Genomic DNA, 13,256 nt, shown 5'->3' on the forward strand with positions numbered 1-13,256 from the left:
TCGGACACACCGTCCGGTGCCCAGAACCGAAGATAAGGGAGCATCCCATGTTCAAGAAAATCGCAGTCTCCGCCATTGCCCTCACCGCCGTGACCGCAGCGCCGCTGTTCGCGCTCGAAGCGTCCACCACGACCGAGCTGAACCTGCGTCAGGGCCCCGGCCCGCAGTACGGCGTCGTCAGCGTGATGCCGCAGGACGCGATGGTCACCGTCGACGGCTGCACCGCCTCCGACTGGTGCAAGGTGACCTTCGACGGTGCCGAAGGCTGGGCCTACAGCCCCTACCTGATCAACACCACCATGCCGGAACCGACGGTGATCTACCAGAACACCGAAGCGATGGACGTGCAGATCATCGAAGAGGAAAGGGACGGTGCTGAAACGGCCGTGAACGCGACCGCGGGCGCAGGCTTCGGTGCCGCAACCGCAGCGCTTCTGGTCGGTGGTCCCGCTGCCGTCGCCGCTGGCGTCGTGCTGGGTGCCGCAGGTGGCGCCGCCGCCACCCCGGAAGAGACCACCGTCACCTACGTGTCGCAGAACCCGGTCGAGCCGGTCTACCTGAACGGTGAAGTCGTCGTCGGCGCCGGTATCCCGGAAGGCGTGACGCTCTACGACGTGCCGGAAGCCGACTACACCTACGCCTACGTGAACGACGCGCCGGTCATCGTGAACCCGGAGAACCGCCGCATCGTCTACGTCGTGCGCTGATACGGCCAGACACAAGCCAGACACAAGGAAGGCCCTGCCACCCGGCAGGGCCTTTTTCGTTTCAGGGAACACCCCTCAGGGTGCGCCCCGCAATGATCTCTCAATACCCCCGGGCGCAGACGCCTTCAGCCATTGTCGCCGCGCCGGGCCTGCCGGGCCGCACGGCGCGCCTGACGGGCCTCCCGCTGCGCCTGCCGGTCCTCGTGCCGCGCCTCGTCATCGAAGCTGTGCGCCATGCCGTCGCCGCGCACACGGTCGGCTCCGCTCCGGCCACGCCCCTGCCCGAAGGCGCGGCCCATGCCGGCGTTCACGCCCTTGCTCACGAACTGCCGCACCACCTGGTTGACGATCATGCGGACGATCTGGTCGATGTTCATGCCTGTCTCCTGTCCGATGCGGCGCCCTCGCCCGCACCTGCTGGATAATGTTGTAGCCACGGTCACCCGGTTCGGATCGCGCCCATGGCCCCGCGTGGAACTTGCCTGACCATACCGCGAAATTGCGTCCAATCTTTGGCGAACACGCGGAATTGTCCTCAGTCCTCGAACAGTTCGGACTGGCCTTCGCCCGCCTCCATCTCGTCCGGGTCGCTTTCGTCGCCCATCGGCCCGATCGGCGAGGGACGGCTTTCCAGCAGACCGGCCGACCGCAGTTCCGCCAGCCCCGGCAGATCGCGCGCCGATTCCAGCCCGAAGTGGTCGAGGAAGCCCTGCGTCACCACGAAGGTCACCGGGCGGCCCGGCGTCATCCGGCGGCGGCCGAAGCGGATCCAGTCCATCTCGATCAGCTGGTCGACCGTGCCGCGCGACACGGCAACCCCCCGGATTTCCTCGATTTCCGCCCGCGTCACCGGCTGGTGATAGGCGATGATCGCCAGCGTCTCCACCGCCGCGCGCGACAGCTTGCGGGTCTCGACCGTCTCGCGCTGCATCAGGTAGCCAAGGTCCGGCGCCGTGCGGATCGCCCAGGCGTCGCCCACGCGCACCACGCGCACGCCGCGCCCCTCGTAGCGCTTGCGCAGGTGCACCAGCGCCTCCGCCGGGTCGCAGCCGTGGGGCATCCGGTCGCCCAGGTCCCTGACCGTCACCGCCTCCGCGCTGGCAAAGAGGATCGCCTCCACCATGCGCTCCTGCTCGCCCATGGGCGGTGCCTCGAACAGCGAGTCGCGGATCGGCTCGTCTGTTTCGGTCTCGTCGCCGGTCTCCGGCAGATCGTTCATTCCCGGCCCTCCCGGCGGCGCAGCTGGATCGGCTCGAACGTGCCGCTCTGCCGGATCTCCGCCTTGCCTTCCTTCACCAGTTCCAGCGAGGCGGCAAACGTCGCCGCCGTGGCCGAGCGCCACATCACCGGGTCCTCGCTCCAGCCCTCCGGCAGATAGCCCTGGATGTCGGTCCACTGCCCCGCAAAGCCGATCATGCCGCGAATCCGGTCCAGCGCCTGCTCCATGGTGAACACCTTGTCCCGGTCCATCACGAAGGGCCGGAATTCGTCGCGCGTGCGGATGCGCGCGTAGCCCTGCATCAGGTCCAGCAGCGAGGCGGTGTAGACCACCTTGCGCACGCGCTCCATCTCTTCGGGGACGCCGCGGGCAAAGAAGTCGCGGCCCAGCCGGTCGCGCGCCATCAGCTTTGCCGCCACCTCGCGCATCGCCTGCAACCGCTCAAGCTGGAACGCCAGATGCGCCGCCAGATCCTCGCCCGAGGGGCCTTCCTCCGCAGGATCGGGGGGCAGCAGCAAGCGCGATTTCAGGAACGCCAGCCACGCCGCCATCACGAGGTAATCCGCCGCCAGCTCGATCCGCAGCGCCTTGGCCTTCTCGACGAAGACGAGGTACTGCCGCGCCAGTTCCAGCACGCTGATCTGGCGCAGGTCCACCTTCTGCGTGCGCGCCATGTTCAGCAGCAGGTCCAGCGGCCCCTCGAAGCCCTCCACGTCCACGACCAGAGCCTCCGCCGCCATGCGATCGGCGACGGAAAGCGGCAGTTCCGGCTCTGCGGTGGTTTCGTCCATCGGACACCCTTCACGCGGTCAAGGCGTCAAATTCAGCCTCCAGCGCCGCGATGTCAACATCGTCGGGCGCGCGGCGGGCGGCCAGCGCCGCCTCTGCGCGGGTCTGTGCCGCCGGGGTCATCTCTCCGCAGCGCTGCCAGATCGACACCATCTCGTCGAAGGCGCCGTTGCAGTGCAGGACAAGGTCGCAGCCCGCCGCCAGCGCCGCCGCACCGCGTTCGCGCACCGTGCCGCTCAGCGCCTCCATCGAGATGTCGTCGGTCATCAGCAGGCCGTCAAACCCGATCTCTTCCCGGATGATCTTCACCATCCCCTCCGAGATCGTCGCCGGTTGCGGGTCGATCTCTTCGAACACCAGATGTGCCGTCATGCCCAGGGGCAGGTCGTTCAGTGCACGAAAAGCGGCAAAATCCGTATGGTCGAGCACATTTCGCGGCGCTCCGACGCGCGGCAGGTCCTTGTGGCTGTCCAGCGTGCCCAGGCCATGGCCGGGGATGTGCTTCATCACCGGCAGCACGCCGCCCGCGAACAGCCCGTCCGCCACCGCGCGGCCATGGCGCACCACGGTCTCCACATCGGTGCCGTAGCAGCGGTTGCGCAGGATCGGGTGCGTTTCGTCCCGGGCCACGTCCAGCGTCGGAATGCAGTTGCCGTCGATGCCCATGGACCGCAGCTCATGCGCGATCAGCCGGGCGCGCAGCCAGAAGGCCCGCGGCCCCAGCGCCACGTCCTCCAGCGGCGGCCGGAACTCCTTCGCGAGCGGCGCCCGCAGACGCTGCACGCGCCCGCCTTCCTGGTCGATGAACACCGGCGCGTCGAAACCCGCCGCCGCGCGCAGCGCGTCGCACAACGCCCGGACCTGATCCGCGCTTTTGATGTTGCGGGCGAACAGGATGAATCCGAAAGGGCGCACTTCCCGGAAGAGCGCCTTCTCGTCCGCCGTCAGCTCAAGCCCCGCGCAGCCAAGGATGGCCGCGCCGAAGCGGCTCATCGCGTGACCACCGGGATGCAGTCCACCTTCTCGGCGACGAAGGCCGCGCAGAAGCGCCGCGCATCGGACAGGTCGACAAACCCCTCGGCCCGCAGGCGGTAGAACGTCCGCCCGCCCGAGGTCGCCTGCTGGATCACCCGGCCCTTGCCGTCCATGAAGTCGCCGAAGCGCGCCTCAAGACGCGTCCATTCCGACCGCGCCGTCTCGGCGCTGTCGAAGGCGCCGATCTGCACCAGGCGCGTGCCCGCGGGCAGCGACGCCGGGTCGATCTCCTTCGTCACGCTGGCCACGGCGGCGGCGATCACATCCGCATCCACCGGACCGACCGAAGCCACCTGCAAGCCCGACGGCCGCAGCTTGGGCCTGAGCGACCGGCCAAGACCCGGCCCGGGCTTCGGCATCTGCGCCTCGGCGGCTTCCTCGTCGGCGTATTCGTCTTCGGGGAAGATATCGAGCGCGCCGGAGGACGACACGTCCTGCACCGCCGTCACCACCGGGTTGTCCGCGCCGGGCGCAAGCGGCGAAAGCGGCTCGCTCTCGGCCGCGATCTCGGCTGCCAGTGCAAGGATCGGGTCGTTTTCTGCATCCTCACCGGATTGCGTCGACATCACGGCGGGCGTCACGGCGTCCATGGCCGCGAAAGCCTCGGCCTCGGCAATCGCCTCCGCGTCCTGCTGCAGCGCCAGCGACAGCGCGCCCGTGGCCACGTCTTCGGCCGCCAGACCCGCCGGGCGCGGCGCCAGCAAAAGCTGCTGCGCCGGTCCCTCGGCCGAGCCCTGCCCCGCCACGGCGTTCACCGCCAGCCCTTGATGATCGGCCAGCGTGCCGCCCGGATCCTCGGGCGCCACGCGCATCGGGCCGGAGGCCGCGCGCACGACCGGCACGCCGCTGACGTCGCGCGCCATCACGCCGTAGCCCCAGATGCCGACACCCACCACCAGCGCCAGGGACGCCACGGCGCCCAGAAGGTTGGTCATCGAAACGGCCCGGACCTGCGCCGCAGCGCCATGATCCTGCACGCCGTAATCGTCACCGTATCCGCCGTCGTAACGGTGGCCACCGCGCTGGAAATGCCCGGAAACAGGCGCAATGCGCCCCGCGTCATAGGAATAGTCCGCCATGTCTGCCTCGTGTTCCCCCGCCAGTACATTGCCGGCAAGGTGATGCTGCTCGTCCTTATTAACGACGCCACCGGCCCGTCGGACCAGCCCAAGAGAATTGGAAAAGCGCCTGTCGGACCCGGAGGCGCGCGCCTTGTGTCAGCGCATTTCTTCCACCGGGGTCACGCCCAAGATACCAAGGCCTGCGGAAATCACAACCGCCGTGGCGCGTGCCAGCGCGATTTTCGACTGTGTTGCAACAGGGTCATCCTGCAGGAAACGCAGCGCCGGTTCGTCGTTGCCCCGGTTCCACAGCCCGTGCAGGTCCGACGCCAGTTCGCCCAGGTAGGTCGCCACCCGGTGCGGCTCGTGCGTGCGGGCGGCGATCTCCACCAGCCGCGGCCATTCGGCAAGCTTCGCGGCAAGGTGCAGTTCCGCCGGATGGGTCATGCCGGACAGGTCCTGCGCGGCAAGCGTCGCGTCGGACACGTCGATGCCCTCGGCCCCGGCCTTGCGCAGCACCGAACAGATCCGCGCATGGGCGTACTGCACGTAGAACACCGGGTTTTCTTTCGACTGCTCGACCACCTTGTCGAAGTCGAAGTCCAGCGCCGCGTCGGATTTCCGCGTCAGCATGTGGAACCGCGCCACGTCCGAGCCCACCTCGTCCACGAGGTCGCGCAGCGTGATGAAGGTCCCTGCCCGCTTCGACATCTTGAACGGCGCGCCGTTCTTGAACAGCTTCACCAGCTGGATCAGCTTGATGTCCAGCGACACGCGGTCCTGGCTCAGCGCCTTGACCACCGCCTTCAGCCGCTTGACGTAACCGCCGTGATCGGCGCCGAAGATGTTGATCAGCAGGTCGAAGCCGCGCTGCACCTTGTCGTAGTGATAGGCGATGTCCGGCGCGAAATAGGCCCAGGAGCCATCCGCCTTCATCACCGGGCGGTCCTCGTCGTCGCCGAACTCGGTCGACTTGAAAAGCCACTGCTCGCGCTCTTCCCAGTCCTCGTCCGTCTTGCCCTTGGGCTTCGGCAGGACGCCCCAGTAGATCAGCCCCATTTCCTTAAGCGCGTCGATCGCCGCCTCGATCCGGCCGGTGCCGTAAAGAGACTTCTCGGAGAAGAAGACATCCATGTGCACGCCAAGCGCGGCCAGATCGTCGCGGATCAGGTCCATCATCGCCTCGGTCGCGAACTCGCGCACCTCCGGCAGCCAGACCTTCTCGGGCGCGTCCAGCCAGATGTCGCCGACCTTGTCCTTCAGCGCTTCGCCCACCGGGATCAGGTAGTCGCCGGGATAGCTGCCCTCCGGCCAGTCGACCGACAGGTCGTGCGCCTCCTGGTAGCGCAGGTAGACGGACCGCGCCAGCACGTCGACCTGCGCGCCGCCGTCGTTGATGTAGTATTCGCGGGTCACGTCATAACCCGCGTAAGCCAGAAGCGAGGCCATGGCGTCGCCCACGATGGCACCCCGCGCGTGGCCCACGTGCATCGGCCCCGTGGGGTTGGCCGAGACATACTCGACGTTGACCTTCTCGCCCTTGCCCATGTCCGACCGGCCATAGGCGGTGCCGTTGCCGAGGATCGCCTTGGGCAGCGTCTGCCAGACCGACGGCTCGAGCCGCAGGTTCAGGAAGCCCGGGCCCGCCACCTCGGCGCTCGACACGCGCGGATCGTCCGCCAGCTTCGCCGCCAGCGCCTCCGCGATGTCGCGCGGCTTCTGCCTTGCCGGCTTGGCCAGCACCATCGCCGCGTTGGTCGCCATGTCGCCATGCGCCGGGTCTCGCGGAGGCTCCGTCGTCACGGCATCGGTATTGAGACCGTCAGGCAGCACACCCTCGGTCACGAGGGTCGCGATGGAATCGAGGACAAGCGCGCGGATATCGGCAAAGAGGTTCATGTTCAGGCTCCAAGGATTGGCGCCTCCTCTATCACTTTGGCCGCGCGCGTCAAACGTGTCACTGCGCCCTCAGGCCTCGCGCCGCTCCTCCCGCTTCTTGGTGAACGACAGGATGCGCGTGCCGGGGCGGTCCTGCGGGTCCTCGTCGGGGGCAAGGAAGCGCAGCCGCCCGCCGGGGGTCAGCTCGGCCACGGCCACGGCGCCCTCCAGCGTTTCGCGCCAGTTCTCCAGCTTCCACTCCTCCGACAGGGTACTGACGCGGAACTCGTAACCCTCGGCAATAGCCGCGTTCGCCTCGAAATAGGTCTGCTGCAGCGCCAGCGGCCGTCCGCCCAGTGTGGCGGGCAGCTGGTGGCGCGAACTCGTCTCCTTCACCCGCTTCAGCTGAAAGACGTTGTCGCGCCCGAACTCCGGCGCGAGGTCGGTGGCGACCAGCGTGTTGTAGGCGTCGTTCTCGGCGGCGCAGATCAGCTTTTCGTAGGCGATCAGCTCCACCCGCTCCTCCGCGGCCTCCGAAAGGATGTCGCCGAAGAACACGTCGATCCCGGCTTCGCGCGCACCGCGCAGGCGGGCGTGGTTCGGGTCGGCGATCATCACCGGCAGGCCGGCGGACTTCTTGACCTCGCCCTTCTCGCCCTTCTTCTCCACCTGCCCCAGCTTGCGCAGCGCCTGCGCCAGTTCCACCGACCAGCGCGATCCGCCAAGGATCAGCACGCCCGGCTTCTCTCCGGCGCTGAGCCCGAGGAACCGCGCCACCGGCGACAGGGTGAAGCCGTGCAGCACCACCGTCGCCGCCACCAGCGCAAAGGCCAGCGGCGCCACGCGGTCGCCGTCGGGGATGCCCAGCTCCACCAGCCGCTCGCCGAACAGCCCGGCGACGGCCACCAGCACGACCCCGCGCGGCCCGGTCAGGGCGACCAGAAGCCGCTCCTTCGCGGGCACGTTGGTGAAGGCCAGCGCGATCAGCACCGGCAGCGGGCGCGCGATCAGGATGACCACCGCGACAAAGACCAGCGCCCGCCAGTCCAGCACCATCAGCCGGTCAAAGCTCATGCCCGCCGCAAGCAGGATGAACACGCCCGAGACCAGCAGCACCGTCGCGTGCTCCTTGAAGCGGTAGAGCTCGGTGAAGGACGGCAGGCCCGCGTTGGCGATCCACAGCCCCATCAGCGTCACGGCGAGCAGGCCGCTTTCATGCAGCACCGAATCCGCAAGCCCGAAAACCGCAAGCAAAACAACGAACAGGACGGGGACCTTCATGTATTCCGGCACGTAGGCGCGGCGGAAGGCGGCCGCAAGGCCCGCGCCCCCCGCAAGCCCCAGCGCGCTTGCCACGCCGATGCCCATCGCCAGCTCCCAGATGGCGTGGCCCGCGCCCGTGGCGGTCTGCAGAACCACGACCACCTCGAAGGCTAGGACCGCCGCCAGCGCGCCGACCGGATCGTTGACGATGGCCTCCCACTGCAAGAGCGCCGCCGGGCGCTTCGCCAGCTTGGCCTGCCGCAAGAGGGGCGCGATCACCGTGGGGCCGGTAACGATCATGATGCCGCCGAAGACGGCCGAGCTTTCCCACGACAGCCCCGCCACGTAGTGCAGCGCGCAGGCCGACATGAGCCACCCCAGCGGCGCCCCGATGATCACCAGCCGCCGCACACCCGTCGCCGCGTCGCTCAGGTGGCCGAGGTCCAGCGTCAGCCCGCCCTCGAAAAGGATGATGGCCACGGCGATGGCGATCATCGGCGACAGCATCGACCCGAACTGCGCCGCAGGGTCCAGAATGCCCAGCACCGGGCCGACGATCAGACCCGCCGCCAGCATCAGCACGATGGCCGGAAGCCTCAGCCGCCAGGCCAGCCACTGGCTGCCCACGCCAAGCGCCCCCACCAGCCCAAAGGCCAGAACGGGGTCCAGTGCCCCCGCCGTTTCCGCAACCGCCATTCGTCCCTCTCCGTGTGGTTTCGACAGACCTAGGACGGTACAGGTGTCCAGTCGACTATTCTTGTGTCGATGTTTTCGGCCTCCGTCCCATCGAAAAGGGACAACACAAGGTCGCCGGCGGAAAGGCAGTCCGCCCCGGTCCAGGTTTCGGGCGCGTCCAGCACCCGCACGGCCCTGCGCCGCCCGCGCCCCGAGGCGTTCACAAATCGGTTTAACAAACCATCGTAACTGATTGATCCGGATATGCTATCGGAAGACGTGAAATTCTCCGGCACGACCAGGACTCCGCAGCCTTGGGCGGTCTTCAAGCCACCCTCCAGCGCATCCGTCAGCCCCCAGCTCAGCGCGATCATCTCGCGCGAGGCGGCGGCGTCCCCGGCCACGGTCAGCAGCATGCAGTCGATGAAACAATCCAGCGGCTCGCCGTTCCAGCTCCCCTTGAGCAGGTCGACCACGTTGTGCGGCATCCCGCCCAGCGTCAGCGTCTGGATCAGGTCGGGGTGGTCCCGGGCGACGTCGAGAAGGAGATCGTGCTTGCGGCCAAGCGCCACGACGCGGCCCCCTTCGGATGCGATGCGGCGACACAGCGATGCGGCAAGCGGATGTTCCGCCCCCGCCACCACGGCAACCCTGCCCTCGAACCGCCCCGACTGTTCCGACACTCTGCAACCCTCTCGGTCACAGAAGTGCCACAGACGTCACTGCCGGGAAAGCCCGGTTTCCCAATGCCCGTCCAGAATGTCGGTGCCGGTCAGCTTGGCATGCTGTTGCAGGGCAAAACGGTCGGTCATGCCCGCGATGTAATCGGCCACAAGACGCGCCCGCGTGGTTTCGTCCTGCGCCGCCTGCACATCCTTGTGCCAGCGCCGCGGCAGCAGGGTCGGATCGTCCATGAAGATCGGGAACAGGTCGTCGACCGCCTGCGTCACCCGCCGCCGCTGGTCCATGACCGTGGGCGCGCGATAGACCCGCGTGAACAGGAACTTGCGGAACTCCGTGATGTCCTGCGCCATCCGGTCGGAAAAGGCGATCACCGGGTAGCCCAGCTCCCGGATCTCCTGCGCGGACCGCGCGCCGCTGTCCGCGAGGATCTGCCGCGACACGTCCAGCAGGTCGGTGACCATCACCCCGAACACCCGGCGCAGCGCCTCGTGGCGGCGGCGATACCAGTCGGTGCCGGGATACAGCCGGTCGACCTCGGCATAGGCCTCGCCCACCATCGGCAGCTCGGCCACGGCCTCCTCCGAGAACAGCCCGGCCCGCAGCCCGTCGTGCAGGTCGTGGTTGTTGTAGGCGATGTCGTCCGACAGGGCCGCCACCTGCGCCTCGGCGCTGGCGTGGGTGTGCAACTCCAGGTCGTGCACGTCGTTGTAGGCCTTCAGCGCATAGGGCAGATCGTGGCCCGGATCGTCCGGCCCCGAGGTCAGCGGCCCGTTGTGCTTGGCTATGCCTTCCAGCGTGTCCCAGGTCAGGTTCAGACCGTCGAACTCGGCATAATGCCGTTCCAGCGAGGTCACGATGCGGATCGTCTGGGCGTTGTGGTCGAACCCGCCATAGGGCTTCATCAGCGCGTCGAGCGCATCCTCCCCGGTGTGGCCGAAAGGCGTGTGGCCCAGGTCATGCGCCAGCGCCACCGCCTCCGCGAGGTCGATGTTCAACCCCAGCGTGTTCGATATGGTACGCGCCACCTGCGCCACCTCGATCGAATGCGTCAGCCGCGTCCGGTAGAAGTCGCTCTCGTGCTCGATGAAGACCTGCGTCTTGTGCTTCAGCCGCCGGAACGCCGACGAATGGATGATCCGGTCGCGGTCGCGCTGGAAAGAGGAACGGTGCGCGCTCTCATCCTCCGCGAAAAGCCGCCCGCGTGCCGTTTCCGGATCGCTTGCGTAAACTGCGCCCATCCGGCCTGTCTCCCGTACAATCTGACGTTGGTCTCTTAGCGCCTCGTTCCTGCGATAACAACAACTTGTCGCAACAAGGGCCAGCGTGGCGCAGACCGGCTGTGCGTGCCGCGCGGCCCCGATCCCCTCGCCCCATCTTGCCCCGGCGCCCGCCTGCACTTAAGTCTGTAAGGACCGCAACCGAGGACCGATCCATGCAGCTCCCGCCGAAAGTCACAGAACGCGCCTTTGCCCGCCTGTCCGAAATCGGTGCCGCCGACCAGGGCAAGGCCCTGCGCGTGGCGGTCGAGGGCGGCGGATGCTCCGGCTTCCAGTACGACATCAGCCTCGACGCGCCCGCGACCGACGATCTCGTCATCGCCGAAGGGCCGGAAAAGGTGGTGGTCGACCCGGTCTCCCTGCCGTTCCTGTCCGGCGCCACGATCGACTTCACCGACGAGCTGATCGGCGCGCGCTTCACCATCGACAACCCGAACGCCACCAGCTCCTGCGGCTGCGGCACGTCCTTCTCCATATAAGGAGAATGCGGCCCGGACGGCCGCTGCGCGCGCACTCTATATATAAGGAGGGAACGCGCGGCCTTGACCGCGGCCAGCAAGGGCACACCGACAGACGACAAAGGGGCCACGCGGCCCCTTTGTCCGTATCCCTTCATCTTGGCGAAAATACCTCGGGAGGGGTCCGGGGAGGGCAGCGCCCGCCCCGGCTCGGGCCTTGGTCACTCCGCCGGAACCATCCGCGCCGCACGCACCCGGCCCACGTGATCCTCCAGCACCAGCCATGCGCCGGAGCCCACCACCAGCATCACGCCGACCACCGTGGCCGCTGTCGGCACCTCGCCGAAGGCCGCGAAACCGATGACGACCATCCAGACGAACTGCAGGTTCATCAGCGGCGTGGCGACATAGGCCGGCAGCAGGCGCAGCGCCTCGGCCACCACGTAGCGTGCCCCGAAGAGCGCCCCGGCATAGGCCGCGACCCACATCAGGTCGGTCAGGCCCATCGGCTGCCAGACGAAGGGCAGCGCCACCGCCATCGACACCATCAGCGCAAGGTTCGGCCAGAAGACCTGCGCCAGCGGCGCCCGTTCGACCTTGGCGATGACGCGGGCGGCCAGCATCGACCCCGTCCCCGACACCGCGGCCAGAAGCGCCCAGGCATGGCCCGCCTGCATCCCGGACACACCGCCCGGCATCAGGAACAGCACGCCGCAGGCGCCGACGGTCAGCGCGGCCCAGGCCAGCGGGCGCGGCGTCTCGCCGAGGATCGGGCCGGAGAGCACCGCCGCGATCAGCGGGATGAGACCGATGAACAGGAAGACGTCGGCAAAGGGCAGCAGCCGGAAGGCCATGAAGAACGCCACCGAGGCGACCACCGTCAGCACCGCGCGGATCAGCATGGCCGTGCGCGACTTCACCCGAAGCCCCGCAACGACCCCCTGCCCGCCCATGCGCGCACCGCCCACCGACAGCGCCACGACCAGAAGCGAGGACAGCACGAAAAGCTGCGGCGCGGCGTAGGACCCGGCGATGAACTTCGTGATCCCGTCGGCCGCCGCCATCATGCCGGTGTAGACCACCACCAAGAGCGCCCCCAGACCGGCGCCACCCAGCGCCATCGTCATCTTCGAAACGCGCTTCATGCGGCACCTGCGCGGGCGAAACCGGCAAAGTAGTCGGGGAAGAAGGCGCAGCTTTCGCTCGCCACGGTCAGCACCTCCAGCGTCGTCTCCGACAGCGCCGGCAGGATCATGGTGCGCATCCGCTCCCAGTCGCCGCTGCGGCGTTCCATCCCCAGCATGGCCTGGCTGATCTCGCGCAGCGCGGTCGAACGGCGGCCGTTCTTGGAATAGGTCATCCGCTCGTTTTCCAGCGGCTTGCGGAACACCGGCGCCCCGATCACCGCCTGGTGCCAGTTGCAGACCAGAAACTCGTGGTAATCGTCGTTCAGCGGCAGCCCCTCGCCGTGATCGACGCTGTAGGCGGCGGTTTCCTCTTCCAGCCAGGCGCTCCAGGCGATCGGCGGTTCCTGTCCGGCATAGACCAGCGCGATGCAGACCTCTGCCAGCAGGTCGGCGTTCTGGTCGAGGAAGGCGGTCAGCCCGGCATAGTGAAGGCTGATCATGGCCTTGTCGTCCAGCAGCGGATCGTGCCGTCCGTACTCCGACAGGTAATAGACGATGTGCGTCAGCTCGTAGGCCGCCTTCTTGTTCGGCAGCGCGAAGGTCGCGGTTCGTCCGCAGAAGGCGCGCAGCCGGTCATCCAGTCCTTCGTCGCGCACGGGATCGATCCCGCGGCGCATCATCAGGCGCCGGGCTTCGGCGCGCTGGAGATCGGACAGTTCAGCCTCGGCAAGGCGCTGTGATGCGGCAAACTCAACCATACGCTGAGCAGAATTCCCCGAAAAGCCGAGATCCTCAAGATCCAATGCAAGCGACAGTAGAAATCTGTAGTACTGTGGGAAGAATGTCAGCCTGTCTTCGGCCTGTTGATAGAAGGCTTCGTGCACGCTCAGTGCCTCTGCCGTGACGGGCTGGCCGGTGCACTCCAGGATGTTCAGGAGTTCCGCGTTTTCCTTCAGCCAGAACACGTCGTCACCTGTGCGGCGATGATCGGCGAAGGAGCCCAGAAGCGCGGTGATCCGCGCTTCCAGAGGCGCAATCCGGGACGGGACGGTCAGTTGGATGACATTTTGCATTTGGTCTTCT

General features: G+C 67.7%; 13 protein-coding genes. 2 read left to right on the forward strand and 11 right to left on the reverse strand.

What is annotated here, in order from left to right:
• The first annotated feature begins 47 nt into the window (after positions 1-47).
• Entirely contained in the window at positions 48-707 is a 660-nt protein-coding gene (locus tag ACU0DV_RS21265; protein ID WP_100930416.1) for a DUF1236 domain-containing protein, read from the forward strand.
• 125 nt (positions 708-832) lie between these two features.
• Here the strand turns inward: ACU0DV_RS21265 and ACU0DV_RS21270 are convergent, their stop codons facing one another.
• From ACU0DV_RS21270 to ACU0DV_RS21310, 9 genes are all read right to left on the reverse strand, one after another.
• Complete coding sequence (locus tag ACU0DV_RS21270; RefSeq protein ID WP_283983447.1) at positions 833-1,084, reverse strand: hypothetical protein; 252 nt, start codon at positions 1,082-1,084, stop codon at positions 833-835.
• A gap of 158 nt (positions 1,085-1,242) precedes the next feature.
• A complete protein-coding gene (gene scpB, locus ACU0DV_RS21275; protein WP_100930414.1) occupies positions 1,243-1,926 on the reverse strand; it encodes an SMC-Scp complex subunit ScpB in 684 nt (227 codons plus the stop codon).
• A complete protein-coding gene (locus ACU0DV_RS21280) occupies positions 1,923-2,717 on the reverse strand; it encodes a segregation and condensation protein A (RefSeq protein WP_100930413.1) in 795 nt (264 codons plus the stop codon). Before ACU0DV_RS21280 ends, scpB begins: the two co-directional genes overlap by 4 nt.
• A 10-nt stretch (positions 2,718-2,727) precedes the next feature.
• Positions 2,728-3,708 carry a glycoside hydrolase family 3 N-terminal domain-containing protein gene (locus tag ACU0DV_RS21285; RefSeq protein ID WP_446241844.1) on the reverse strand — a complete coding sequence of 327 codons (981 nt, stop codon included), beginning with the start codon at positions 3,706-3,708 and terminating at the stop codon, positions 2,728-2,730.
• Complete coding sequence (locus ACU0DV_RS21290; RefSeq protein ID WP_446241843.1) at positions 3,705-4,829, reverse strand: SPOR domain-containing protein; 1,125 nt, start codon at positions 4,827-4,829, stop codon at positions 3,705-3,707. The genes ACU0DV_RS21285 and ACU0DV_RS21290 overlap by 4 nt, the downstream gene beginning before the upstream one ends.
• Before the next feature lie 138 nt (positions 4,830-4,967).
• Entirely contained in the window at positions 4,968-6,710 is a 1,743-nt protein-coding gene (argS, locus tag ACU0DV_RS21295) for an arginine--tRNA ligase (protein WP_100930410.1), read from the reverse strand.
• Between the two features lie 69 nt (positions 6,711-6,779).
• Positions 6,780-8,648, reverse strand: coding sequence for a cation:proton antiporter (locus ACU0DV_RS21300; protein ID WP_100930409.1), 1,869 nt, complete (start codon positions 8,646-8,648; stop codon positions 6,780-6,782).
• 29 nt (positions 8,649-8,677) lie between these two features.
• Positions 8,678-9,310 carry a hypothetical protein gene (locus tag ACU0DV_RS21305; RefSeq protein WP_446241842.1) on the reverse strand — a complete coding sequence of 211 codons (633 nt, stop codon included), beginning with the start codon at positions 9,308-9,310 and terminating at the stop codon, positions 8,678-8,680.
• A 36-nt stretch (positions 9,311-9,346) separates the two neighbouring features.
• The gene (locus ACU0DV_RS21310; RefSeq protein WP_446241841.1) at positions 9,347-10,549 is read right to left on the reverse strand and encodes a deoxyguanosinetriphosphate triphosphohydrolase; all 1,203 of its coding nucleotides are present in this window, start codon (positions 10,547-10,549) and stop codon (positions 9,347-9,349) included.
• Positions 10,550-10,743: 194 nt separating this feature from the next.
• Between ACU0DV_RS21310 and ACU0DV_RS21315 the strand changes: the two genes are divergently transcribed.
• Positions 10,744-11,067, forward strand: coding sequence for a HesB/IscA family protein (locus ACU0DV_RS21315; RefSeq protein WP_100930406.1), 324 nt, complete (start codon positions 10,744-10,746; stop codon positions 11,065-11,067).
• A gap of 200 nt (positions 11,068-11,267) precedes the next feature.
• On the opposite strand, the gene ACU0DV_RS21320 is transcribed toward ACU0DV_RS21315, so the two are convergent.
• Both ACU0DV_RS21320 and ACU0DV_RS21325 read right to left on the reverse strand, forming a co-directional pair.
• Positions 11,268-12,191, reverse strand: coding sequence for a DMT family transporter (locus ACU0DV_RS21320; protein ID WP_100930405.1), 924 nt, complete (start codon positions 12,189-12,191; stop codon positions 11,268-11,270).
• A complete protein-coding gene (locus tag ACU0DV_RS21325) occupies positions 12,188-13,246 on the reverse strand; it encodes a DUF6902 family protein (RefSeq protein ID WP_446241840.1) in 1,059 nt (352 codons plus the stop codon). The genes ACU0DV_RS21320 and ACU0DV_RS21325 overlap by 4 nt, the downstream gene beginning before the upstream one ends.
• Between the last annotated feature and the right edge of the window lie 10 nt (positions 13,247-13,256).

The sequence above is a fragment of the Sagittula sp. genome (assembly GCF_052825245.1).

Bases quoted from the DNA above. Each gene is read 5' to 3' on its own strand.
- ACU0DV_RS21315 (WP_100930406.1), top strand. From the start codon at position 10,744: ATGCAGCTCCCGCCGAAAGTCACAGAACGCGCCTTTGCCCGCCTGTCC.
- scpB (WP_100930414.1), bottom strand. From the start codon at position 1,926: ATGAACGATCTGCCGGAGACCGGCGACGAGACCGAAACAGACGAGCCG.
- ACU0DV_RS21280 (WP_100930413.1), bottom strand. From the start codon at position 2,717: ATGGACGAAACCACCGCAGAGCCGGAACTGCCGCTTTCCGTCGCCGAT.
- ACU0DV_RS21265 (WP_100930416.1), top strand. From the start codon at position 48: ATGTTCAAGAAAATCGCAGTCTCCGCCATTGCCCTCACCGCCGTGACC.
- argS (WP_100930410.1), bottom strand. From the start codon at position 6,710: ATGAACCTCTTTGCCGATATCCGCGCGCTTGTCCTCGATTCCATCGCG.
- ACU0DV_RS21285 (WP_446241844.1), bottom strand. From the start codon at position 3,708: ATGAGCCGCTTCGGCGCGGCCATCCTTGGCTGCGCGGGGCTTGAGCTG.
- ACU0DV_RS21300 (WP_100930409.1), bottom strand. From the start codon at position 8,648: ATGGCGGTTGCGGAAACGGCGGGGGCACTGGACCCCGTTCTGGCCTTT.
- ACU0DV_RS21325 (WP_446241840.1), bottom strand. From the start codon at position 13,246: ATGCAAAATGTCATCCAACTGACCGTCCCGTCCCGGATTGCGCCTCTG.
- ACU0DV_RS21290 (WP_446241843.1), bottom strand. From the start codon at position 4,829: ATGGCGGACTATTCCTATGACGCGGGGCGCATTGCGCCTGTTTCCGGG.
- ACU0DV_RS21270 (WP_283983447.1), bottom strand. From the start codon at position 1,084: ATGAACATCGACCAGATCGTCCGCATGATCGTCAACCAGGTGGTGCGG.
- ACU0DV_RS21320 (WP_100930405.1), bottom strand. From the start codon at position 12,191: ATGAAGCGCGTTTCGAAGATGACGATGGCGCTGGGTGGCGCCGGTCTG.
- ACU0DV_RS21310 (WP_446241841.1), bottom strand. From the start codon at position 10,549: ATGGGCGCAGTTTACGCAAGCGATCCGGAAACGGCACGCGGGCGGCTT.